Genomic DNA, 23,162 nt, shown 5'->3' with positions numbered 1-23,162 from the left:
AATTTTAAGTATGCTTTTTAAGAGTTTTTTAGATAGTCCTTGCGGATTCAGGTTTATGTTTGATTCTCTGCAGTTGCAAAGCAGCTGCGGCAGAAGCAAATTGCTTGATACGGAATTGATGACCAATCCCGCAGAAATTAAGGATTGTTATGAGAAACTTAAGAATGCGTATGAAGCTTTATACGGGGAGGGGAAGAATTCTCTTTCCAAGCTGGAGACCCTGGACCACAGGCTGATGTGCCTGCGTGATATTACCGGAACTTTGGCTCGCCTGAATAAAGATGTAGTGCTGGATGATATTGATTTATTTGAAATCAAATATTTGGGGCTGCTTTGCTCATCTGTAACTGACATGGTTAATGACCTGGGCCTTAAGGATGTGCAGCTTCCTAACCTGGAGACTGTGATTTCCATTTTGGATCCCGACGGAATGAAGATAGAGAGTTTTTATGTATATGACTCTTATTCTAAGGACCTTGGAAGAATCAGAAGCGAGCTTAAAAAATTGCAGGCGGCGGAGTCTGCTGGAAAGAAGGATGAGGCTACTGATGGCAGAATAGTGGATTTGATTGATAAAGAGCAGCTTTTGGAGAGCAAGATAAGAGAGGAACTGTCGGGAAAATTAAAGAGGCATATAAAGGATTTGTATGCCGCAATTGATAAGATGGCGGCTCTTGACGTGCTGCTTGCTAAAGTGCAGCAGATTAAAAAGATGAAAATGTGCTTCCCGCAGATTTCAGCTGACGGGCGCACGGTATATAAGGGAATGTTCCATCCGCAGATTGTGGATGTATATGATAAAGAGAATGTTGCAGCTTTATCTCAGGTTGAGAAGAAAAAGTTTGTTCCGGTAGATATAGACTTTGCGCTTGAGCCTGTGACGATTATCGGAGCCAACATGGGTGGCAAGACTGTAGTGCTTAAGATGAGCGCGCTTAATCAGCTGCTGTTCCAGTTTGGGTTTGGAGTTGCTGCAAAGAGTGCGGTTGTTGACATTAAGAAAAATGTGATGGTTTGCATTGGAGATGAGCAGAATGAATTGAGCGGACTGTCATCCTTTGCAGGTGAGATAAAGGCTGTGAATCAGGTGCTTCAGAGTGCCGATGCGGGCGATAGAATTCTGGCCCTGATTGATGAGCCGGCCAGGACGACAAATCCTATTGAGGGAACCGCGCTTGTAACGGCATTGCTTAATGTGTTGAGAGGAAAGAAGTTATCAGTGCTTCTTACAACCCATTACAATATTGCGGGAGATTTTTTCCGCAGGTTAAGAGTTAATGGACTTAAGGATGGGAAGATGGATTACAGATTGCAGGAGACGCACAGCGGGGATATTCCGCATGAGGCAATTAGTATTGCTGAGAGCTTAAAGATTAATCCGCAGTGGATTGCAGAGGCCAAGAAAGAACTTGCAAAACAGAAAAAATAACTGTCGGGATAAAAAAATGACAGGACAAAAGAGATTAAAAAATTAATTAATAATAAATAATACTTCACAACTAAAAGTAATTTAAAATGCAGAGTAAATTAGGTTTAGATTTTAACAAGGTTGCAAAGGCTAAGGGGCTTGCCAAAGACATAGCCACTGACGTGCAGTCTTTTGTGGAGCACTATACAACTGTAGCTACAGAGAGAACTATCTGCCGCGCGCTTGGAATTGACGGCGTAGATGAGAATATGGTTCCAATTCCAAATAGAGTTGTAGATGAGCTCAAAGACAAGGGAGTGCTTGGTCAAGGCGCTTTGTTCTTCATTGCTAATGCAATGATTAGTACAGGATTGCAACCACAGCAAATAGCGGAAAAAGTTGCAAAGGGAACTCTTGATATTACAAAAGAGGCAAAGGTTACGGACTGGAAAGTTTTGATGAAAACAATTCAGCCTGTGATAGATGCAACTATCAAGAAAATAAGAGACCGCAGACTTAGAAGAGAGGAATATATTAAGGAGTACGGAGAGGATACCAACAGACCTTACATATATATCATTGTCGCGACAGGTAATATCTACGAGGATTGCATTCAGGCTCAGGCCGGTGCAAGACAGGGCGCAGATGTTATTGCAGTTATCAGAACTACCGGACAAAGTCTTCTGGATTATGTTCCTTACGGAGCAACAACAGAGGGATTTGGCGGAACGTTTGCAACGCAGGAGAATTTCCGCATCATGAGAAAAGCTCTTGATGAAGTTGGAGAGGAAATTCATCACTATGTACGTTTATGCAATTACTGTTCAGGTCTTTGCATGCCGGAGATTGCAATTATGGGAGCCATTGAGGGACTGGATGTTATGTTGAACGATGCTCTTTACGGTATTTTGTTCAGAGACATTAACATGCAGAGAACGTTGGTTGACCAATATTTCTCTAGAATCATTAACGGCTTTGCCGGAGTAATAATAAATACTGGTGAGGATAACTACCTTACTACTGCCGATGCAGTTGAGGCGGCTCACACCGTACTTGCATCAGACCTTATAAATGAGCAGCTTGCGTTGTTCTCCGGTCTTCCGGAAAAACAGATGGGACTAGGACACGCATTTGAAATGGATCCAATGCTAAAGAATGGATTCTTGCTGGAACTTGCTCAGGCCCAGATGACAAGAGAGATTTTCCCGGATGCAACGCTTAAATATATGCCTCCTACAAAGTTCATGACCGGCAACATTTTCAGAGGTCATATTCAGGATGCATTATTCAACGTAGTAGGTATTTGGACGCACCAGGGCATACAGCTTCTTGGTATGCCGACAGAGGCAATACATACTCCGTTTATGTCAGATAGATTTTTGTCTATAGAGAATGCAAGATATATCTTCAACAATATGCATGATATTGGAGAAGAGGTTGAATTCAAGCAGGACGGAATTATCCGCAACCGCGCTAAAGAGGTGTTGGATAAGGCAATAGCTCTGCTTAGCCAGATGAAAGAGAAAGGTTTGTTCAACTCTCTGGAGGAGGGAATCTTTGCGGATGTAAAGAGACCAAAGAACGGAGGAAAGGGACTTGCCGGTGTTGCTGAGAAAGGTGCAAATTATAGAAATCCATTTATTGATTTAATGAAAGGGAGGAAATAAAGATGAGTGAAGGTTTGTATTCAATGGAGGCCAAGAATTTTGATAAGACACTTGACCTTAAAAAAGTAAAGCCTTACGGCGATACGATGAATGACGGAAAAGTACAGTTGAGCTTTACTCTTCCCGTCCCCGCCGGCGCTGAAGCGGTAGAGGCTGCAAAACAGCTAATTAAGAAGATGGGTTTTGAGAATCCTTTGGTTGTTTTTTCACAGGAGCTAACTCCGGGATTCACATTTTTTAATTGCTACGGCAATCTTACGCATACTGTAAATTACACTGATATTCATGTTCCAAAAGTTGACTCAAAAGTTATGAGCATGGATGATACCGATACTTATATACAGGAGAATGTCGGACGTCCACTTATAGTTGTTGGCGCAAGCACCGGAACGGATGCGCATACCGTTGGTATTGACGCAATTATGAATATGAAAGGATATGCAGGACATTACGGTTTGGAGAGATATAAAATGTTTGATGCACACAACCTTGGTAGCCAGGTTCCTAATGAGGAATTTCTTGCAAAGGCAATAGAACTGCATGCAGATGCGTTGCTTGTTTCTCAGACTGTTACACAGAAAGACGTGCATATTAAGAACTTGACTAATCTTATAGAACTAATGGAGGCTGAGGGACTCAGAGACAAGATGATTGTTGTCTGCGGAGGACCTAGAATTAGCCATGAACTTGCAAAAGAGTTAGGTTTTGATGCCGGATTTGGTATGAATACTTATGCAGATGATGTAGGTTCTTATGTTGCAGAAGAGTATGTTAAGAGACATCCTAAAAAATAAACTGTTGAAAATATAATACTGAGTAACAAGATTATACAGAACAAAATAATTAACAATAATTAATTTTAATTAATCATGATGGATAAAAATCAAATTAGAGAGTTCATAGCCAAAAGGGCTGCTCTTGAAGTTAAGGACGGAGACGTCGTTAATTTAGGTATTGGTTTACCTACACTTATCCCAAGCTTTTTGCCTGAGGGTGTAAAGTGTACGATTCAGTCTGAGAACGGAGTTCTTGGAATGGCTGCTGATCCCGGCCAGGGAAAGAGAGATCCACACTGGATTGATGCCGGCGGCGGATATATTTCTTATGAGAAGGGTGCCGCATCTTTTGATTCTGCAACAAGCTTTGGAATGGTTAGAGGCGGACATGTAAATGTCACATTCCTAGGTGCTTTGGAGGTTGCAGAAAATGGTGACCTTGCCAACTGGATTATCCCTGGAAAGAGAGCTCCGGGAATGGGCGGTGCAATGGACCTTCTTGTCGGCGCAAATAAAGTTATCCTTACCATGGAGCATACTGCAAAGGGCAATCCTAAAATTCTTAAGAAATGCCGTCTTCCGTTAACTGCTGCAGGTCAGGTAAATATGATTATCACAGAGATGGGTGTAATGAACATCACAAAGGACGGTATTGTTCTTTCTGAGATTAACCCTGAGTTTACCCCTGAGCAAGTACAGGCTGCTACAGAAGCTACCCTTATCATTGCCAAGGACTTAAAGAAAATTCAATTTTAACTTAATAATGTAACTATGGATTTTGAATTAACCAAACCCCAAAAACTATTTCAGCAGATGATCCGCGAATTTGCGGAGAAAGAGGTTAAACCTCTTGCTGCTGAGGTAGATGAGGAGGAGAAGTTTCCGGTAGAGAACATCCAAAAGATGGCAAAACTTGGAATCTTTGGAATCCCTACTCCTAAAGAATACGGCGGCGCCGGTGGTGATCATATTATGTACACCATTGCAGTTGAGGAACTTTCTAGAGTTTGTGCAACTACGGGCGTTGTTGTTTCTGCTCATACTTCTCTTTGTGAGGATGCAATCCTTGACAACGGAACAGAAGAGCAAAAGAAAAAGTACCTTCCAAAACTTGCCAGCGGCGAGTGGCTTGGAGCTTTTGGCTTGACTGAACCTAATGCCGGAACTGATGCTTCCGCACAACAGACAATGGCCGTAGAAGATGGTGATTACTACGTACTTAACGGTACCAAGATTTTCATCACCAATGCAGGCTATGCACATGTGTATGTAATTGCTACCATGACTGATAAGTCAAAGGGCAATCACGGAATCACAACATTCATCGTAGAAGAGGGAACTCCCGGATTTTCAATTGGAAAGAAAGAGCAGAAAATGGGTATCAGAGGAAGCGCTACTTGCGAGCTGATATTTGAGAACTGCAGAATTCCAAAAGAGAACATGCTTGGCAAACTTGGCGGCGGCTTTGCAATTGCAATGAAGACCTTGGACGGAGGTAGAATTGGTATTGCAGCCCAAGCTCTTGGTATTGCTCAAGGCGCTATGGATGAGACTGTTAAGTATTGCATGGAGAGAAGACAGTTTGGTCGCACTCTATCTCAATTCCAGAATACACAATTCCAATTGGCTGATCTTCAGACAAGAATAGAGGCTTCTAGATTTTTGGTAAGAAGCGCTGCCTGGAAGAAAGACAAAGGAATGAAATTCTCAGCTGATGCAGCAATGGCAAAACTATTTGCTGCTGAGACTGCTATGGATACAACTACAAAGGCTGTACAGTTCCACGGCGGATATGGTTATACAAGAGAATATCCTGTCGAGAGAATGATGAGAGATGCCAAGATTACAGAAATATATGAGGGCACATCAGAAGTACAGAGAATGGTAATTGCAGCTCAGCTGTTCAAAAAATAAGGAGGAGATATGAATATAGTAGTTTGTATTAAACAAGTTCCGGATACTACAGTAGTAAAGATTGATCCGGTAAAGCATACTCTTATCCGTGAGGGTGTTCCGTCAATTATGAACCCCGATGATAAGGGAGGACTTGAGCTTGCACTTCAGCTTAAAGAGCAGTGTGGTGCAAATGTAACTGTTATCACGATGGGTCCTCCTCAGGCAGATGCAATTTTGAGAGAGGCTTTTGCAATGGGTGCTGATAGAGCTATTCTATTGACAGACAGAGCATTTGCAGGTGCAGATACTTTGGCTACATCCCGCGCTCTTGCCGGAGCTCTTAAAGTTTTGGATTATGATCTTGTAATAACAGGACGTCAGGCTATTGATGGAGATACTGCACAGGTAGGCCCTGAAATGGCTGAGCATCTTGGATTACCACAGGTTTCTTATGTAATCGGACTTGAGAAGAAAGGTGAAAACAAGTATGTTGTAAAGAAAGAGACAGAAGAGGGATATGAACTTTTGGAAGTTGAAGGTCCTGCTTTGTTAACTGTTCTTGCAACTGCTTATAAAGCAAGGTATATGACTGTAGGCGGAATTATTGACGCTTACAATAAAGAGGTTGAGATTTGGCCTGCAAGCAAGATTAAAGTTGAGCCTGCGCAGCTAGGTCTAAATGGCTCACCTACAAAGGTTAAGAAAGCATATCCTAAAGATACCAAGGCTGCCGGACAAGTTTATGAGGTTGACACCGAACAAGCTGTTGATGTCATCATCAATAAGATGAAAGAAAAATTTATTATTTAATTGCCTAATACTAAAAGAGATGAACATAGCAGATTATAAAGACGTTTACGTTTTCGTTGAGCAAAGGGAGGGAGAAATCCAGTCCGTTGCTTTGGAGCTTTTAGGTAAGGCAAGAGTACTTGCCGATGCCCTTGGAGAGAAAGTCGTCGGACTTTTCCCGGGATATAAGATTGCAGATAAAGCAAAAGATTTATTTGCTTGGGGTGCTGATAAAGTGATAGTTATAGATAAACCAGAATTAAAGGATTATTTAACTGAGCAATATTCTCAGGCCCTATATCAGGCTATTGAAAAATACAAACCAAGTATTTTCATTTTGGGCGCAACAACAATAGGCAGAGACTTGGGACCAAGATTGTCAGCAAGATTGGCTACCGGTTTGACAGCAGATTGCACCGGACTTGATATTGTTGAGGACAGACAGCTTATGATGACTCGTCCTGCATTTGGCGGTAACTTGATGGCAAACATTCTTTGCCCGGATCACAGACCTCAGATGTCAACAGTACGTCCCGGCGTTATGCAGAAAGCGGTAAAAGATCCTTCTCGTAAAGGAGAGGTTGAGTCATTTGATCCTCAGTTTGATAAGTCAAAGTTCAAAGTAAAATTTGTCAAAGCTGTCAAAGAGAATAAGGGACAGATTGATATTACCGAGGCTAAGATTCTTGTCAGCGGAGGCCGCGGAGTTGGTAATAAAGAGGGCTTTGCAAAACTGCAAAAGCTTGCAGATGTGATAGGCGGAGAGGTTTCATCTTCTCGTGCCATGGTAGATGCCGGCGTTATGCCGCATGATGTACAGGTTGGACAGACCGGTAAAACAGTACGTCCTAATTTGTATATGGCTTGTGGTATTTCCGGTGCTATTCAGCATCTTGCAGGAATGGAGGAGAGTGATTTCATTATAGCTATCAACAAGGACAAGTTTGCTCCTATTTTTGGAGTTGCAGACGTTGGAATTGTTGGAGATGTACATAAAATTATCCCTCTTCTTACAGAAAAACTGGCGAAGAGCCTAAAAGAGAGCGGAAAGTAATTTTTAACACCTTTTGCTAATTTTTTGTTACAAATTGGGGTCAAAAGCGGGGTTCGGGAGTGCGGTTGTAAATAAACTTTATACTTTTGACGTCAGAAAAACGGAGCGGACATGAGGAGTCCAAAAAGATGACGAAAGTCCGTGATAAAAAGATTAACCAATTAATTAAATTTTAAATTTTAAATTATTATGAAAAAGGTTTTATTGATCGCTGTTGCTGCTCTTGCATTTGCAGCTTGCGGAAACAAGGGTGCTGAAGAGAACACAGAGGCTGTTGATTCTACAGCTGTTGAGGTTGCTACTGCAGTTGATTCTACTGCTGCTGCTGCTGATACTACAGCTAAAGCTGCTGTTGATACAGTTGCTGCTGCTGCTAAAGCTGCTGTTAAATAATTACAGCATTAAGCAAAAAATAAGGACGACCTTTTGGCCGTCCTTTTTTTTTGCCTTATTCAAACAGATTACGAACTGCAGAAATAACCTTGGCGGCATCATCATCCGGACTCATCACAAGATTAGGCTGCGCATTAACGTAATTAAAGTGCTTTTTAAAGAGTTTCTCCCCGCCACCTGTAACATTGAGCATTACAACGGCATCTCTTGAAATTTCGCCATTTTTCAGCGCTTTTTCCAGGCTCACAACTGCAACTCCTGCAGCAGAATAAATATCTATCCCCTCAAGCTCCTCAAACATCTGACATGCTGCTGTAAGTTCTTCATTAGTAGCTGCTTCAAAGCTTCCATTGCTTGCCTTTAATGCATCATATAATCCTCCGGGAACAGAATAAGGCGGCTTTCTGTTAGAAAGTACGGTGGCTTTAATCTGCAGAGCCTTAGAACGTTCCTTGTCCTCATCAAATGGCAGAAGCGGACGGCTATTCGCTTTCCATGCATCATACATCGGTGTGAACGGAATATTTTGAGATGGTATAAGTTTCATAATATTTGAACCGAATCTTCCATCTTCTATCAATCGTAAATTAGATTCATATGCTGCAATGGTTCCTGTTCCGCTCCCGACAGCTTGAAAATATGCATCAGGAATTCTTCCAATAACCTGGACAGCAGAGAGTACTGTAGTTCCCATTCCGTCTCTTCTTGCAACATTTTTTGCACCGCCTTCTTCCAAAAACGTTTTGTCGCCTGCCAATTTATTTCCAAGTGCAATGGCATCAAAATAATCGCTGCCGTTTGGAGAACAGATAATTTTCACACAGCTATTAAGCGGTTTTTCAAACCACATAGCTTTCATATTCTCCTGAGGAATAGCAATTACCAATGGTATCTCATTATCTGAGCAAACTTGTGCAAATGCTCTTGCCGTGTTTCCCGCAGATGCAACTACCAATATTCTTTTATTATTTTTTGGCAGTCTTGCACAAACTGAATATGCCTCCGTCTCCTTAAAGGAACAAGTGTTCATGCTCACTTTTTTATCTGGCCAATAACCTGAGAAAGTAATATAAAGATTACCTAATCCAAGTTTCTCAGCAAGAGCTTTGCACTTGTAAGTGTATGGCGCACAGGAGCCTTTCAGCATCCTTTGTATTGGAAGCCAGTCTGCAAATTTGTAGATTCCGTAAGAATCATCTTTAACTTCTATTCTCTTTTTGCCATATATGGCTCTTACCATTGAGGGTTTAGAATCTTCAGGGTCTGAAAGCAGCCAGCCTGTATCTTCAAACTCTCTGCCTGTCAGGCAATTTCTCAATTTGTAATCTGTCGGTTTAATTTCCATAAGTATATTTTTTAATTTTTATATTTTTCATTTACAGCAGTGTTTCCGCTAATTGCTTTTCTTTTCCAGATTCTCGCAAACAATTTCAGCCAAATCTTTCACAGGCGCGGAGGCCTTTTCTCCAAACGTCTTATAGCATAAAGGACAGGCAGTTACAATCTCATCGGGATTATTGACCATTAAAGAATCCAGTGAGCCTTCTGTAACCTGGCCTCTGTCTCTGTATCCCAAGGTAAGACTTCCAAGGCTTCCTCCGCAGCATATACTTTCATCCCTCTCTTTTGAAGCCTTTTTAAGTTCTCCAACTTTTTCCAGAATCCTGCGCGGCTCATCATAAATTTTGCTGCCTCTGCCTAAATCACAAGGATCATGATAAACAAGAGATTTCTCTCCCTTTTTGACCCTTAAAATTCCCTGATTAAGAAGTCCGTCTATGTATTGGGAGTAGTGCAGGATTTCTATGTTTTTAAGATGGTATTCCTCTCTAAAAACCTTATAGCAGATAGGGCAGGTCAGCACAAGTTTTTTACATCCGGACTCCTCTATCATTTTTTTATTTGCTTCAATTACATCTTTTGCTGCGTCAAATTTCCCGGCAAGCATAAGAGGCCTTCCGCAGCAAATGCCGCCATCTTCATCTGCAAAAACATACTTTGTCCCGGCCGCTTCAAAAACAGCCTTCATTGACTTGATAATCACAGGGGTAAGATGGCTCATGCAGCCTGCAAAATACATCACTTCCGGCTCTCCTTTTTTACTCCCGACAGATTTTGCATCGCAATCAGCGTCAGCGCAATTGGATGAACTGTCGTGATAGGCATCTTTTAAATAATTGTAATTATATGGCAGCGGATTGTTAAAAGTTGCTCTCTGCGCAACGCGAATTGCTGGAGAGTCTATGCTGACCGGACACAGCGCATAGCACTTTCCGCACATCAGGCACTTCTGCGCTATAGCGTTTATTTTCTTTGTGTTGTGACGTCTTAAGAACCTTATAAAATATACGGAAGAGTACTTAAGATTTTTTTTCTGGACGTTCATTGGGCATGCATCCAGGCAAAGTCCGCAGCTGGAGCAAGAATAAATTTCAGCCTCTGCAAAACCCTTTCTCGGCTTGCGAACTTTCAGGCCTGCATTTCTGAAAAGTATTAATAATGCCTCGGTTACAATGTGCATGTAACGGCTGAACGGCATTGCCAGGAAGAATAGTCCCAGCGCCGTTGAGTATGCCCACCATGTTGGCATGAAGTTTAGACCTTTGCCAAAGAAGCTGGTAAACAGCATGTTCATGGGCTTTGTCAAAAAACTTCCGCCGCTCAAATCTGCGGTAAAACTCTCCGCCAAAAGTCTGAGCGGAAATATTGACCAAAGACAGTAAAGCGCAACCCGGTCTGCCAGAGATGGATGCGTAGTGTGTCTCATTCCAAGCGCAATAGATTTTATTCTCTTAAACATTGCCAGTGCAACTCCCGATAGTACGTAAAGCAGGAAGAAATCCATCAGGAAAAAGAAGAAAGAACCGCGCAATGTTATGTTATTGGGATTCACCCATACAAAAAATCTGTAGAAGATTGGATAGTACAAAGAGCCGTGGGAAATGGAGCCCAGGTGCTTAGGCACAAACAGCGCTACTTCTATGTGTCCCAGTACAATAAGCATGAACCATCCAAATGCTATGGACGAGTGCATGTATCCCAGCAGCGGCTTGCGCTTCCAAATTTTAACGTGCAGCAGGCAGTCTCCGATTAAATCCCTGATGTTGCGCCATATTGTAATAGGGGTGATGAGAGATATCAAAAGTTTTTTTCTGTCGGGACCGGGAATATGATATAAAATCCTTACCATTCCTATGAAAAGGTAGATAAGAATAAAAGACATTCCAATTATAAACGGCAGTACAAAGTTGCTGTATTCATTTGGTAATCTGTCAATTACTTCTTGCCTGGAAATTGGACTTGCAGCAGCTGCCAAGATATTCTGCAGAAGTATGTATGCTAAAGATTTCATTTTGCAGAATAAATTTTAGTAATTGACAATATAAGGTGTCTGGTGTTAATGCCTCTGGGACAAATCATTGTACATTTTCCGCACAACATGCACCCCTTAAGATAATCTAGAGCTTTCTCCGGCAGTCCGTTTTGCAGGGCAAGAATTGCGCTGCGCACGCTGGTAGGGGTGTACTTGCCTGCCGAGCAGCTGGCGCAGCATGAGCCGCAAGCCATGCATCTCTTTACATCAGGCTCTATATCAATTAGTTTGTTAAACTTAACCCTGTCAAAATTATCCAGATTGATTCTGGAACTTGGGTTAACTGAGTATCCAAAATCTATCATTTTTTATCTGAAAAATTTTTGACCAGGTATTCGTGAATTTCCAAAGCCGCGCTGCGTGCTTCATGCAAAGTATCGGGAATTGTCTTTGGACCAGTACAGGCTCCGGCAAAGAATAAACCATGCAAGTTGCTCTTTTGCAATGAGTAAACAGAATCTTTTGTTGTAAAAAATTCATCATCCTCTTTGCTTAATTGCAGCAAATTGCCAATTCTTTCACCTGCTGCAGAAGGTCTAATTCCCGCCATAAGGACAAGCAAATCTAAAGTGATTTTTATCGGCTTGCTGCTTAACGTATCTTCCGCCTTTACTATAAGCGTTTTATCTTGTTGCTCTGAAACCTCTGAAACTCTGCCTCTTATAAATCTGACATCATATTGTTTTTGAGCCTTTAGGTATAAGTCTTCATAATTTCTTCCAAACATTCTAAGGTCCATGTAGAAACAATAAACTTCTGCCTCAGGAAATTCCTGCTTAATTTCGCATGCCTGTTTTACTGCCGTTGCGCAACAAACTTTTGAGCATGCAAGATTGCCTGCTTTTTCATCTCTGGAACCTACGCAATGAACAAATCCTATCCTTTTTGGGTTCTGTATCCTGCTGTCATACTTGGTTTTATAGTATTGTTCCAAATCGGCGTTTGTTATTACATGGTCATATATTCCATATCCGTACTCCTCTTTTTTCTCCGCTTTAAACAGGTCAAAACCGCTAGCCATAAGAACAGCATCAGCCAAAACTGTGATTCCGTTTGATAGAATTACATTGTACGATTTGTCCAGCACGTTAATGGAATTTACGTCTGTATTCAGGAAACACTTCACCCCGTTAATATTTTGCAACAGCGTGTCCAGCACTTCTTTAGCCGGCTGGCTGGTTGGGAATAATCTATCCCATTTTGCAAGGTGTCCCCCAAGCTTATCTGTTTTCTCTATGAGTATTGTATTATAGCCAAGCCTTTGAAGTTGTGATGCCGCCTCTAGTCCGGCTGGACCTCCGCCAATAATCAGTACGTTGTTATTCATTGATTTTAAGTGTTTTTCAGCTTTTATATTTCTGTCGCGACAGATATTTTATTTGATACATTCAACATAATCCGGCTTGCCAATGTCCTTTCCGTTCTTCCCAAGATATTTTTTTGCAGGGTCATATGGGATTCCCATTTTATCCAGAACTGGCTCAGGTCCAATCTGATGCGTTTGCAGTCCCAAATCCCAAGGGTCATAACCTAATACAAGTCCTGCCACTTCCTCATAAGTAAATACGGGAATTCCGTGTCCGTTCTGTCCGTATGTTTTTCCCTGTGTTTCAGCTATTACATACTGCCAGCGGTCCATGAAATAGGGGCAGCCCGGGCAGTTTGTAATTATCATATCAGGTTTGTACGGCTCCATGCTCTCAAATTTTTTATGAGTGTTTGCAAGGGAATACCCTCTGTTGCTCTGAACAAAATATTGACGGAAACCAAAACCGCAGCAGTGCCTGCGTTCAGGATAATCCACAACTTCTCCACCCCATGCTTCAACCATTCCGGCAAGAACATAAGGATATTCCGCGCCTCCAACGCCTTTAGACGGAAACATCTTAGAATAGTGACAACCAATGTGTTCCACCACTCTCAGCGGCTTGCCGGTTTCCTTATCTACAAGTTTAAATTTGGCTTGCGCGGCAATTAAATTTCTGTATTTATAAACAAGATCGCTGGCGTGAACAAGAAATTTTGGCTTTGCAAAATCCAGTCCCGTGGCCTTTTTAAGATTTTCAGCTATTTTATTCTGAAGGTCAGGAAATTCTCTCCATGATTCCAAAGTCTCGCAATAAAGTCCGAATGAAGTGATGCAGGAACAGACATAATTCTCATAACCATACTTGTGCATCAGGGCAAATTGTCTTGCAATAATTGTCATGACAGTTTCCTGGGGGATTGCATCAGAGTGATAGGCAATTCCGCCGCACGTTGTATGATGCTCTGTCTCAAAAATATCCTTATTTAATTTATTCCTTGTAATATCCAGAAAAGCCCATTCGCTCGCAGGAAAGAATGCCTGGCGTATGCAGCTTCTTACATAGAAATAGTGGTCATCAGGAATTTCCTTCTGATAATCGCTCCATATTTTTTGTTTGCCCTCGTATATCATATAAAGTTTTTCTAATGATTAAAATGAATATCGCTGCACTCCGTGTATATTTTATTAAAGTATTCCTCCTCCGTAAGTCCCAGTTCCTTAGCCTTTTTCTCTGCGGCAGCTTTTACGGCATTTACTCTGTCCGTCCCTCCGGTGACATCAAAAATTCTCTTAATTTCATCCAAATCTTTCTGGGGAATTTTTCTTACGGCGCCCGGTCCGGGACCGTCTAAATTTGCGTTAAGTCTTTCATATACATCTTCCAGGTGCTCTTCCTCCCACTTCCAAACTTTGCCCGCTTCTTTATGAGTTGCATATTTGAACGTTCTTGGATAAACGCAGTAACCATAGTTTAATATATTGCCGCACAAATCTTTAGAAACAACATACTGCTGTCTCCCTTTCTCTGATTCCATGAAATACCCCATGTCAATGGAGAGACTTCTTAATGCCATAATAACAAGTCCCGGCGCATTTTTACGCGGGCATCTTGTAACGCAGCTCATGCATTCTCCGCAGTACCAAATTGTATTGCTCTTTAGAAGCTTCTCAATTTCAGCGTCATCCTGGCTCTGTACAATATCTACAATCTGTCGCGGATCATACTTATAAAACTCCGCGGCGGGGCAGATAGCCGTACATGTGCCACAATTGATGCAGGCGTTCAAACCCTCCTTAATCCTGTAGTCCTTCATCAATCTGTCGTATAACTTTCCCATATATACTTGATTATTACTTTATTACTTGATTTTGTCAAAATCCGGTCTAACCTTGTCAAGCCCGGACTTAATCTCCTTTATCTGATCTGTCCCTTTGGTAGGAAATCTTTTTGCAAGCTCTTTAAGATTAACGTCTGTGTTCATATTGCTTGCCATCTTAGAGAGCACTTGTATGAAATCGTACATTTGCTTCTTTGGTATCTCTTTGATAATCAGATTAACAGCTTCCATTGCAAGCTCGGTAACTTCTTGCTGAATGCTCTTTGCATAGGGGGTTACCTGAATAAGATTCTGTCTTCTATCTTTTGAATTTGGAATTCTCTTTACCAGTTTTTTCTCTTCCAGTCCGTCTATAAGCTTTACGACAGAGTTCTTATCCTTTATAATAATGTCTGCAATTTGCTGCTGAGAAAGCACGCCTTCATCCCAAAGAGTGTCCATAACAAGGAACTGTTCTGGGGTAATATTGAATCCCTGGCTCTGGAAAATAGAGGAGACATATTGCTTGAACTTATTGTGTACCAAGTTCAAAAATACTCCGACTTGTTTATTAAGTATCATAGTTTATAGTAAAACCTTTTACTATTTGGCGGGACAAATATATGCATATGATTTGATTATTGCAAAAGTCCCCAATCATTTTTAATTTTACCACAATTAAAGTGTGAAATTATGGAGATTAACATAGCTTATATGATTATTGTTGTGGTGATTTTGGCAGGAGCTATCATTGCATTATTAAATATTGCCGTGGGGCAGAAGAAGACTATTGCAAAATATATGTCTGAGAATGATAAGTTTATGCAAAATCTGATGACAACAATTCAGAATTTCCATAAAGAGAACAAGGATGATTATACCCGTGCTCAAGATTCTCAGAGACAGGAAATTGCTGAGAAAATAAAAGATTTTAATGATTCTTTTAATAGGGGTGTAGGACTGCTTACTGAAAACCAGAAAAATCAGCTTGCAAGTATGGAAAAGGTCCAGGGGGAGAGGCTTAAGTCGCTTGAAGATATGCAGAGGGAGAAACTGGCAACGTTGGACAAGACTCAAAATAAGATGGTTGATGATACCAATGATAAATTGGAGAAGATGAGGCAGACAGTGGAGGAGAAGCTGGATAAAACGCTCACAGACAGAATAGGAAAGAGTTTTGAAACTGTCGGGAAGCAACTAGTGGATGTCCAAAAAGGGCTGGGGGAAATGCAGACTCTTGCCCAAGATGTTGGCGGACTTAAGAAGGTTTTGAGCAATGTTAAGATGCGCGGCGGAGTAGGTGAGGTGCAGCTGAAAATGCTTCTGGAACAGTTCCTTGCGCCAGGACAGTATGAGGCAAACGTGCATACAAAAGAGAAGGGTGAGGTTGTGGAATTTGCAGTTAAATTTCCCGGTACTGCCGGAGGTACTGTTTGGGTCCCGATAGATTCTAAATTTCCGCAAGATACTTATGATCACTTGATTGCAGCCTATGAAAGTTCAGATAAAGATAGAGTGGATGCTGCAAGAAAAGAGCTTTCCGCAGTCATTAAAAAGAATGCTAAAGACATTAAAGATAAATACATAGAGGTTCCAAAGACTACAAAATTTGGCATCATGTTTCTGCCTTTTGAGGGACTTTATGCAGAAGTCGCAAGAGACAATGATTTGCTAAATCAGGTTCAGAGAGAGTATGATGTTATGATTGCCGGACCGACAAATCTTGCCGCGCTGCTTACTAGTTTCCAGGTTGGTTTCCAGACACTTGCAATTCAGAAGAGAGGGGATGAGGTTTGGAATATATTAGGTGCTGTTAAGGTTGAGTTTGGTAAATTTGGAGATTTGCTGGAGAAGGCAAAAGGGAAAATACAGGGCGGTCTCAATGATATTGATACGCTTGTAACTACCAGAACTAATGTGATTAACCGCAAGCTTAAGGATGTTTCTGAGCTTGATGATCACCAATCAGATGATCTTCTAGATAAATAGACTTTTGCATTCTAGTCATTTGCAAAGTTTCGCTCTGGCTTACTTCTCGCTAATGATTTTCTGAAGAAAATCATTGCTCGTACGAAACGCACTCGCTCAACCTTTTGCAAATGACTTGCTATTTTGCAAAGTTTCGCTCTGGCTTAACAGGATTTTCTAGAAGCCTTTGATTATATAGGCAATGTACATTAGCAGGAACAGAACGCCCTCCGTACGGTCAATATAACGCTTGCGGAAAGTAAAGGCGCAAATAAACAATGCAAGTGTAGCAACCCCAAGCGCAATAAAGTTAATCATCCCAAAATTTCCAAGATTGAGCGGTGTTATCAATGCGCTGCCTCCCAAAATCAAAAATACATTGAATATGTTGGAACCCACTACGTTGCCAAGGGCAAGACCTGTATTCTTTTTGGCTGCTGCTATTACGGATGTTGCAAGTTCCGGCACGCTAGTGCCAATGGCAACTATCGTGACAGCAATAATTACATCAGAAACTCCAAGCATCTTTGCGACTTTTGTTGCTGCGTTAACAAATATATCTCCGCCAACAATTAGTACAACAAGCCCACCGATAATCATCAAAATAGGGAGCCATGTCCGTTTCCATTTGTTATCTTTTTTTACCGGCGGCACTTCCTGGTTGGCAATTTTATCTTGTTCTGGTTCAGGCTTGTGCGCAGTTAGAAAAGAGTAAACCATAAAGACTGCAAAGAACAGGAGAAGAACAATTCCGTCACCGAGAGAGAGAATGTTTTCAGACGCTCCGCTAATCTGTTTGTCTAATGCGACGGCGCAAAGCGCTGCTGTTGAAAGCAATACAAACGGGATGTCTTTAATTATGTTATTTCTGGTAAGTACAAGAGGGTAGACAAGTGCGCTTATTCCCAAGATTAACAATATGTTGCAAATGTTAGAACCTACGATATTCCCGACAGCAATATCTGCATTTCCTTGTGCCGCCCCCATAAAGCTCACTACCATTTCTGGAGTAGAAGTTCCAATCCCGACAATTGTCATTCCTATAACCATGTCGGAAATCCCAAATCTTTTTGCAACCGCAGTTGCGCCATCTACCAGATAATTTGCTCCCGCCAATACAAGGACCAGACCTATAACAAGATATAAATACTCCATTTCAATTATGCTTTTTTATAATGAACCTCTCATATTTACTCCTGCAAATATAAGGGAAAACAAAAATTAAGCTGTGGTTTTTTAAATTATCTTTGCGCTCCAATACCAGCGGTGTGCCATCGGCAAGTATTTTGTTTTAAGATTATGGGATATACAGGCGGATTAATAGCGTTGTTTACTGCAGTTCTTTGGACCGCATCCTCTCTCATCTTTGAGTATGCGACTAAAAATGGAGGCGTGCTGAACGTCAATCTGTTACGCGGTATTGTCGCCATAGTTTTTCTGGTCGCCACCTTGTTTTTTGTGAGCGGCAGCTTTATGCCGCTGTATGCAGATTTTAGAACTTGGACTTGGATGTGCATATCAGGAATTGCCGGTTTTGTACTTTGCGATATATGTTCTTTTACTGCTTACGGAATAATCACCGCACGGTATACTCAGCTGATAATGACCCTTTCACCGCCAATTTCCGCATTATTGGGATGGCTGATTTTAGGACAAAGGCTCTCTTCTCTTGCCGGGGTAGGAATGATTCTGACCCTGTTTGGAATCGGATTTTCAATCTTTGAAAGGTCTGACCATGAGGACAATAAAGCTTCCAGTCCGCATCTTATATTTCCGGTGCGCGGTGTCATCCTTGCTGTAATAGCTGCAATTGGACAGGGCAGCAGCGTGGTTTTCAGCAAAATAGGCATGGATGATTATGCGTCCAGCATAGAAGTTTTAAAGAAAACCGCAGATCCATCTTCTAATATTTTTAAACTATCTCAGAACAGCTTTTATATACCAATGTCAGGCACAATGATGAGAATGCTTGCGGCCGTTGTATGTTTTATCATATTTGTCTATTTCAGAGGAGGATTTAAAGGCTTTTTTAATTTTCTTCACGATAGAAAATCTGCGGGACTTTCCAGTTTAGGAGCGTTTATTGGTTCTTACATTGGCGTGATTCTCTCACTTGCAGCGTTAAACTACATCAGTGCCGCAGTAGTATCAACAATACTTTCAACGGTGCCAATATTAATACTGTTGCCGGACCATTTTATCAATCATAGAAAAGTGACAGGGCGTCAGATATTTGGAGCATGCATCAGCGTTGTGGGAGTTGCGTTGTTTTTTTTGTAGGGAACGCAACTTAACCTTAAGTTCATTAAGCTGCTAATACTCGTCCCAGGATTTAATCTGTATATCGTCCTCATTTATAGTACAGAACGCATTAATAAATGCGCTTGCAAGCCTTGCATTTGTAAGCAGCGGAATATTAAAGTCTACTGATGCTCTGCGCACTTTGTAGCCATTGTCTAATTCAGTCTGAGTCAAATTCTTAGGGATGTTAACAACCATATCAATCATCTTGTTCTGAATCAGGTCCGTAGCTTGAGGCTGCATTCCTTTCTCACTTGGCCAATAAACAAGAGTTGCCGGTATATTGTTATCCTTTAGGTATCTGTATGTTCCGCCTGTTGCATAAAGCGTGTAGCCTTTTTTGGACAGAATCTTGCACGCCTCAAGCATTTCAGCTTTTTGCTTGCCGTCTCCGGTAGATAGCAAAAGACTCTTTCCGGGAATCTTATAACCAACTGAAATCATTGATTTTAAGATAGCTTCTGCGGTATCGTCCCCAAGGCATCCAACCTCGCCGGTGGAAGCCATGTCAACTCCCAGAACCGGATCAGCTTTTAACAATCTTGAGAATGAGAATTGAGAGGCTTTAATTCCAACATAATCCAAATCAAATGCGCTCTTGTCAGGGGCCTTGACATCTTCACCAAGCATTACTCGCGTTGCTAGTTCTATAAGATTCATCTTAAGCACTTTAGAGACAAATGGGAAACTTCTGGAGGCTCTAAGATTACACTCAATAACAAGAATATCATTCTCCTTTGCCATATATTGAATATTGAAAGGTCCGCTGATTTTAAGAGCTTCGGCAATCTTTCTGGAAATTTTCTTTAACCTTCTAACGGTTTCTACATAAAGCTTTTGCGGAGGAAATTGAATGGTTGCATCACCTGAATGGACTCCGGCAAATTCAATATGTTCAGAAATTGCGTAAGCTATAATTTCTCCCTTCTTTGCAACTGCATCAAACTCTATCTCTTTTGCGTGCTGTATAAACTCACTTACAACGACAGGGTGCTTCTGTGACACTTCCGCTGCAAGTCTAAGGAACTCCCTGAGTTCATGGTCATTAGAGCATACATTCATTGCAGCTCCCGATAGTACGTATGATGGACGCACAAGCACCGGATAGCCAACTTTATCTACAAACTTATGAATATCATCTAGAGTGGTAAGCTCGCTCCATCTTGGCTGATTGATGCCAAGTTTGTCCAGCATAGCAGAGAATTTGTGTCTGTCTTCTGCATTGTCTATAGATAGGGCGGATGTGCCAAGCAACTTAACATGCTCGTCATTTAGTCTCATTGCAAGGTTGTTAGGAATTTGTCCTCCTACGGATACGACAACTCCGTGCGGTTTCTCCAAGTCATAAATATCCATTACCCTCTCAAATGTGAGCTCATCAAAATAGAGCCTGTCGCACATATCGTAATCTGTAGAAACAGTCTCCGGATTATAATTTATCATTACTCCTCTCCATCCGCGTTTTCTAATAGTATTCAAGCAATTAACGCTGCACCAGTCAAACTCTACGGAACTGCCGATTCTATACGCACCTGAGCCTAAAACAATTACAGACTTGCCATCCTTTTCATACCTGATGTCATTATACTTGCCGTTATATGTAAGATACAGATAATTTGTCTTTGCAGGAAACTCCGCGGCCAACGTATCTATCTGTTTTACAACGGGAACAACGCCCAATGATTTTCTATATTTCCTTATAACGGTTGTGTATGTATCCGGGTCAACTTTGTCCTTATATACAAGCCTGCCAATCTGGAAATCAGAGAATCCGGCGCTCTTTGCCCTTAGCATAAGTTCCTTATCAACATCTTCCAGCTTATCAGCCTTTTCAACCTCTTTGCTTATAGAGTAGATATTGTCCAGTCTGTCCAAAAACCATTTGTCAATTTTTGTTGCCTTGTGAATTTGATCTACGGTATATCCTGCCTCAAATGCTTTGGATATCACAAAGATACGGCTATCGGTAGGCTCCTTTAACTCTTTGTCAATATCATCAACGTGCATCTCCTTGTTGGCCACAAATCCGTGCGCTCCTCTGCCTATCATCCTCATTCCCTTTTGAATAGCCTCCTCAAAACTTCTGCCTATGGCCATAACTTCTCCCACGGACTTCATGCTGCTTCCAATCAATCTGCTGACTTGGTGGAATTTAGAAAGATCCCATCTTGGAATTTTGCAGACAATATAATCCAGCGCAGGCTCAAAAAATGCAGGAGTTGTCTTTGTAACGGAGTTATTCAAATCATATAATCCGTATCCCAAACCTAATTTTGCTGCAACAAATGCAAGCGGATAACCTGTTGCCTTTGAGGCAAGTGCGGAAGAACGTGAAAGTCTTGCATTAACTTCAATGACTCTATAATCTTCACTTTGAGGGTCAAACGCATACTGAACGTTGCACTCTCCAATGATTCCAATGTGTCTTACAATTTTAATTGCAATCTCTCTCAGCCAAAAATATTCATAATTGCTAAGGGTCTGAGATGGAGCTACAACAATGCTCTCACCGGTATGGATGCCAAGAGGGTCAAAATTCTCCATGTTGCAGACCGTAATACAATTATCAAACTGGTCTCTTACTACCTCATATTCAATCTCTTTCCAGCCTTTCAAAGATTTCTCCACAAGGACTTGGGGAGAGAATGTAAATGCTTTTGCGGTAAGTTTTTTAAGCTCTTCATCATTATTGCAGAAACCGCTGCCTAAACCTCCTAGTGCGTATGCCGCTCTGATAATCACCGGATAACCAAGCTCATTAGCAGCACTTAGCGCATCATCAATATTTTCCACAGCGTGGCTCTTGATAGTCTTTACTCCAATCTCCGCAAGCTTTTCTACAAAAAGTTCACGGTCCTCCGTGTCCATAATTGCCTGAACAGGAGTGCCTAACACCTTAACGTGAAAACGTTTTAGCACGCCCTGGCGGTTAAGTTCCACTCCGCAGTTTAGCGCAGTCTGACCGCCAAAGGCAAGCAGGATTCCCTGCGGTTTCTCCTTTTCAATAACCCTTGTTACAAAGTATGGCGTTACTGGCAGGAAATAAATTTTATCTGCAATCCCGTCTGAAGTCTGAACTGTCGCGATATTAGGATTAATAAGAACCGTCTCTATGTGCTCCTCTTTCAATGCTTTAAGAGCTTGAGAACCAGAGTAGTCAAACTCTCCGGCCTCTCCAATTTTAAGAGCTCCGGAACCAAGCACAAGTACTTTCTTTATTTTTTTTCTCTCTTCTTCTGCCGTCTTGCCGCTTACTTTCTTTTTCATCCCGACAGATTTTTTCATTAAGCTGTTCTCTATATTCATCTTCTTGTCTGTCATGGTGTTATAGCATTTTAACAAATTCATCAAATAGAAATTCGGTATCGGTAGGTCCGCTTGAAGCCTCCGGATGGAACTGAGAAGAGAAGAATGGCTTTGTCTTATGTCTGATTCCCTCATTAGTTCCGTCATTCATATTCACAAACAACGGCTCCCAATCCTTGCCAAGTGTTTTTCCGTCAACTGCAAAACCGTGATTCTGAGATGTTACAAAGCACCGGTCGCTGCCGGCCAGTCTAACCGGCTGGTTATGACTTCTATGCCCGTACTTTAACTTGTATACCTTTGCTCCTCCGGCCTTGGCAAGCAACTGATTTCCCATGCAAATTCCAAAAATCGGCTTACCCGTCTTCATTGCAACTTTAATATTCTCAACGGTTTCCACGCACAAATTAGGATCTCCGGGACCATTTGATATAAACAAACCATCCCATTTTAATTTATTGAAATCATAATTCCACGGAACTCTTGTAATCTCTACATTTCTCTTAACAAAACATCTTAGGATGTTGTTCTTGACGCCGCAGTCCACAAGCACTATCTTTTTCTTCTTTCCCTTATTGTAAACAATTGGTTCTTTGCAGCTTACAATATCAACTTGGTTATCCAGATTTGGGTCATGGATTTTTTCATACTTTCTGCATGATGCCGGAACAATTCTTCCGAGCATTGTTCCCTTCTCTCTCAATATCTTTGTAAGCTCCCTTGTATCAATGCCGTAAATTCCGGGAACCTTGTTCTCCTTAAGCCATGTATCCAAAGATTTTACCGCATCCCAGTGGCTGAAAGTAGGGGAATAATAGGAGATAACAAGGCCGCGTACATGAATTTTAGTTGATTCAAACACCTTGGAGATACCGTCTTCCAAAGATTCTTCCGGAACGCCGTAATTACCTATAATAGGGTAGGTTAAACAAAGAATCTGACCGGAATAAGAAGGGTCGGTCAAACTCTCCGGATATCCTACCATTGCGGTATTGAATACAACCTCTCCGTCAGTTGAGGCCTCATACCCAAAAGAATAGCCTTGAAACTCAAGGCCATTCTCTAAGACTAATTTTATTTTTTTCTCTGATTGCATCATTTTATG

20 protein-coding genes are annotated in these 23,162 nt (G+C 41.5%); 10 read left to right on the top strand and 10 right to left on the bottom strand.

Translation table 11 applies throughout. The features are described from left to right. Positions 1–10: 10 nt before the first annotated feature. The 8 genes from LKM37_08535 to LKM37_08500 all read left to right on the top strand — a co-directional run bounded on the left by LKM37_08535 (position 11) and on the right by LKM37_08500 (position 7,983). Positions 11–1,429 carry a hypothetical protein gene (locus tag LKM37_08535; protein MCI1721030.1) on the top strand — a complete coding sequence of 473 codons (1,419 nt, stop codon included), beginning with the start codon at positions 11–13 and terminating at the stop codon, positions 1,427–1,429. A gap of 86 nt (positions 1,430–1,515) precedes the next feature. Continuing rightward, a complete protein-coding gene (locus LKM37_08530) occupies positions 1,516–3,075 on the top strand; it encodes a lysine 5,6-aminomutase subunit alpha (protein ID MCI1721029.1) in 1,560 nt (519 codons plus the stop codon). A gap of 2 nt (positions 3,076–3,077) precedes the next feature. Further along, positions 3,078–3,869 carry a cobalamin-dependent protein gene (locus tag LKM37_08525; protein ID MCI1721028.1) on the top strand — a complete coding sequence of 264 codons (792 nt, stop codon included), beginning with the start codon at positions 3,078–3,080 and terminating at the stop codon, positions 3,867–3,869. Between the two features lie 72 nt (positions 3,870–3,941). After that, entirely contained in the window at positions 3,942–4,607 is a 666-nt protein-coding gene (locus LKM37_08520; protein MCI1721027.1) for a 3-oxoacid CoA-transferase subunit B, read from the top strand. A gap of 15 nt (positions 4,608–4,622) precedes the next feature. Then, positions 4,623–5,765: an acyl-CoA dehydrogenase gene (locus LKM37_08515; protein MCI1721026.1), complete on the top strand. Its 1,143-nt coding sequence runs from the start codon at positions 4,623–4,625 to the stop codon at positions 5,763–5,765. 9 nt (positions 5,766–5,774) lie between these two features. Continuing rightward, positions 5,775–6,557 (top strand): electron transfer flavoprotein subunit beta/FixA family protein, encoded by a 783-nt coding sequence (locus tag LKM37_08510; GenBank protein ID MCI1721025.1) that lies wholly within the window; start codon positions 5,775–5,777, stop codon positions 6,555–6,557. A 19-nt stretch (positions 6,558–6,576) separates the two neighbouring features. Beyond that, on the top strand, positions 6,577–7,590 hold the full coding sequence (locus LKM37_08505) for an electron transfer flavoprotein subunit alpha/FixB family protein (GenBank protein MCI1721024.1): 1,014 nt from the start codon (positions 6,577–6,579) through the stop codon (positions 7,588–7,590). A gap of 189 nt (positions 7,591–7,779) precedes the next feature. Continuing rightward, positions 7,780–7,983, top strand: coding sequence for a lipoprotein (locus tag LKM37_08500; protein MCI1721023.1), 204 nt, complete (start codon positions 7,780–7,782; stop codon positions 7,981–7,983). A 55-nt stretch (positions 7,984–8,038) separates the two neighbouring features. On the opposite strand, the gene LKM37_08495 is transcribed toward LKM37_08500, so the two are convergent. From LKM37_08495 to LKM37_08465, 7 genes are read right to left on the bottom strand one after another with little or no spacing between them, the layout of a single operon-like run. Next, positions 8,039–9,328 (bottom strand): cysteate synthase, encoded by a 1,290-nt coding sequence (locus LKM37_08495; GenBank protein ID MCI1721022.1) that lies wholly within the window; start codon positions 9,326–9,328, stop codon positions 8,039–8,041. A 48-nt stretch (positions 9,329–9,376) separates the two neighbouring features. Continuing rightward, on the bottom strand, positions 9,377–11,335 hold the full coding sequence (locus LKM37_08490; protein MCI1721021.1) for a (Fe-S)-binding protein: 1,959 nt from the start codon (positions 11,333–11,335) through the stop codon (positions 9,377–9,379). Continuing rightward, entirely contained in the window at positions 11,332–11,661 is a 330-nt protein-coding gene (locus LKM37_08485) for a 4Fe-4S dicluster domain-containing protein (protein MCI1721020.1), read from the bottom strand. Before LKM37_08485 ends, LKM37_08490 begins: the two co-directional genes overlap by 4 nt. Next, a complete protein-coding gene (locus LKM37_08480) occupies positions 11,658–12,683 on the bottom strand; it encodes an FAD-dependent oxidoreductase (GenBank protein ID MCI1721019.1) in 1,026 nt (341 codons plus the stop codon). The genes LKM37_08485 and LKM37_08480 overlap by 4 nt, the downstream gene beginning before the upstream one ends. A 48-nt stretch (positions 12,684–12,731) precedes the next feature. After that, positions 12,732–13,796 carry a heterodisulfide reductase subunit B gene (locus LKM37_08475; protein ID MCI1721018.1) on the bottom strand — a complete coding sequence of 355 codons (1,065 nt, stop codon included), beginning with the start codon at positions 13,794–13,796 and terminating at the stop codon, positions 12,732–12,734. A gap of 11 nt (positions 13,797–13,807) precedes the next feature. Continuing rightward, complete coding sequence (locus tag LKM37_08470; protein MCI1721017.1) at positions 13,808–14,503, bottom strand: 4Fe-4S dicluster domain-containing protein; 696 nt, start codon at positions 14,501–14,503, stop codon at positions 13,808–13,810. A 21-nt stretch (positions 14,504–14,524) separates the two neighbouring features. After that, a complete protein-coding gene (locus LKM37_08465) occupies positions 14,525–15,064 on the bottom strand; it encodes a MarR family transcriptional regulator (protein MCI1721016.1) in 540 nt (179 codons plus the stop codon). Positions 15,065–15,175: 111 nt separating this feature from the next. Between LKM37_08465 and rmuC the strand changes: the two genes are divergently transcribed. Further along, complete coding sequence (gene rmuC / locus LKM37_08460) at positions 15,176–16,471, top strand: DNA recombination protein RmuC (GenBank protein MCI1721015.1); 1,296 nt, start codon at positions 15,176–15,178, stop codon at positions 16,469–16,471. A 156-nt stretch (positions 16,472–16,627) separates the two neighbouring features. On the opposite strand, the gene LKM37_08455 is transcribed toward rmuC, so the two are convergent. Beyond that, positions 16,628–17,605 carry a calcium/sodium antiporter gene (locus LKM37_08455; GenBank protein ID MCI1721014.1) on the bottom strand — a complete coding sequence of 326 codons (978 nt, stop codon included), beginning with the start codon at positions 17,603–17,605 and terminating at the stop codon, positions 16,628–16,630. Positions 17,606–17,749: 144 nt separating this feature from the next. Between LKM37_08455 and LKM37_08450 the strand changes: the two genes are divergently transcribed. Beyond that, positions 17,750–18,730, top strand: a complete 981-nt coding sequence (locus tag LKM37_08450) for a DMT family transporter (protein MCI1721013.1) — start codon at positions 17,750–17,752, stop codon at positions 18,728–18,730. 33 nt (positions 18,731–18,763) lie between these two features. On the opposite strand, the gene carB is transcribed toward LKM37_08450, so the two are convergent. After that, the gene (gene carB, locus LKM37_08445) at positions 18,764–22,018 is read right to left on the bottom strand and encodes a carbamoyl-phosphate synthase (glutamine-hydrolyzing) large subunit (protein ID MCI1721012.1); all 3,255 of its coding nucleotides are present in this window, start codon (positions 22,016–22,018) and stop codon (positions 18,764–18,766) included. Between the two features lie 58 nt (positions 22,019–22,076). Beyond that, a complete protein-coding gene (carA, locus tag LKM37_08440) occupies positions 22,077–23,153 on the bottom strand; it encodes a glutamine-hydrolyzing carbamoyl-phosphate synthase small subunit (protein MCI1721011.1) in 1,077 nt (358 codons plus the stop codon). Between the last annotated feature and the right edge of the window lie 9 nt (positions 23,154–23,162).

It is taken from the genome of Bacteroidales bacterium (genome assembly GCA_022647615.1).
GTDB lineage: Bacteria > Bacteroidota > Bacteroidia > Bacteroidales > UBA932 > Egerieousia.
This window is presented reverse-complemented; position numbering and strand designations above follow the sequence as displayed.

Excerpts from the sequence above, each read along its gene's own strand:
- LKM37_08500 (MCI1721023.1), top strand. The coding sequence starts at position 7,780 with ATGAAAAAGGTTTTATTGATCGCTGTTGCTGCTCTTGCATTTGCAGCT.
- LKM37_08535 (MCI1721030.1), top strand. The coding sequence starts at position 11 with ATGCTTTTTAAGAGTTTTTTAGATAGTCCTTGCGGATTCAGGTTTATG.
- carB (MCI1721012.1), bottom strand. The coding sequence starts at position 22,018 with ATGAAAAAGAAAGTAAGCGGCAAGACGGCAGAAGAAGAGAGAAAAAAA.
- LKM37_08475 (MCI1721018.1), bottom strand. The coding sequence starts at position 13,796 with ATGATATACGAGGGCAAACAAAAAATATGGAGCGATTATCAGAAGGAA.
- LKM37_08455 (MCI1721014.1), bottom strand. The coding sequence starts at position 17,605 with ATGGAGTATTTATATCTTGTTATAGGTCTGGTCCTTGTATTGGCGGGA.
- LKM37_08490 (MCI1721021.1), bottom strand. The coding sequence starts at position 11,335 with ATGAAATCTTTAGCATACATACTTCTGCAGAATATCTTGGCAGCTGCT.
- rmuC (MCI1721015.1), top strand. The coding sequence starts at position 15,176 with ATGGAGATTAACATAGCTTATATGATTATTGTTGTGGTGATTTTGGCA.
- LKM37_08470 (MCI1721017.1), bottom strand. The coding sequence starts at position 14,503 with ATGGGAAAGTTATACGACAGATTGATGAAGGACTACAGGATTAAGGAG.
- LKM37_08515 (MCI1721026.1), top strand. The coding sequence starts at position 4,623 with ATGGATTTTGAATTAACCAAACCCCAAAAACTATTTCAGCAGATGATC.
- LKM37_08505 (MCI1721024.1), top strand. The coding sequence starts at position 6,577 with ATGAACATAGCAGATTATAAAGACGTTTACGTTTTCGTTGAGCAAAGG.
- LKM37_08485 (MCI1721020.1), bottom strand. The coding sequence starts at position 11,661 with ATGATAGATTTTGGATACTCAGTTAACCCAAGTTCCAGAATCAATCTG.
- LKM37_08450 (MCI1721013.1), top strand. The coding sequence starts at position 17,750 with ATGGGATATACAGGCGGATTAATAGCGTTGTTTACTGCAGTTCTTTGG.
- LKM37_08465 (MCI1721016.1), bottom strand. The coding sequence starts at position 15,064 with ATGATACTTAATAAACAAGTCGGAGTATTTTTGAACTTGGTACACAAT.
- carA (MCI1721011.1), bottom strand. The coding sequence starts at position 23,153 with ATGCAATCAGAGAAAAAAATAAAATTAGTCTTAGAGAATGGCCTTGAG.
- LKM37_08510 (MCI1721025.1), top strand. The coding sequence starts at position 5,775 with ATGAATATAGTAGTTTGTATTAAACAAGTTCCGGATACTACAGTAGTA.
- LKM37_08530 (MCI1721029.1), top strand. The coding sequence starts at position 1,516 with ATGCAGAGTAAATTAGGTTTAGATTTTAACAAGGTTGCAAAGGCTAAG.
- LKM37_08480 (MCI1721019.1), bottom strand. The coding sequence starts at position 12,683 with ATGAATAACAACGTACTGATTATTGGCGGAGGTCCAGCCGGACTAGAG.
- LKM37_08495 (MCI1721022.1), bottom strand. The coding sequence starts at position 9,328 with ATGGAAATTAAACCGACAGATTACAAATTGAGAAATTGCCTGACAGGC.
- LKM37_08525 (MCI1721028.1), top strand. The coding sequence starts at position 3,078 with ATGAGTGAAGGTTTGTATTCAATGGAGGCCAAGAATTTTGATAAGACA.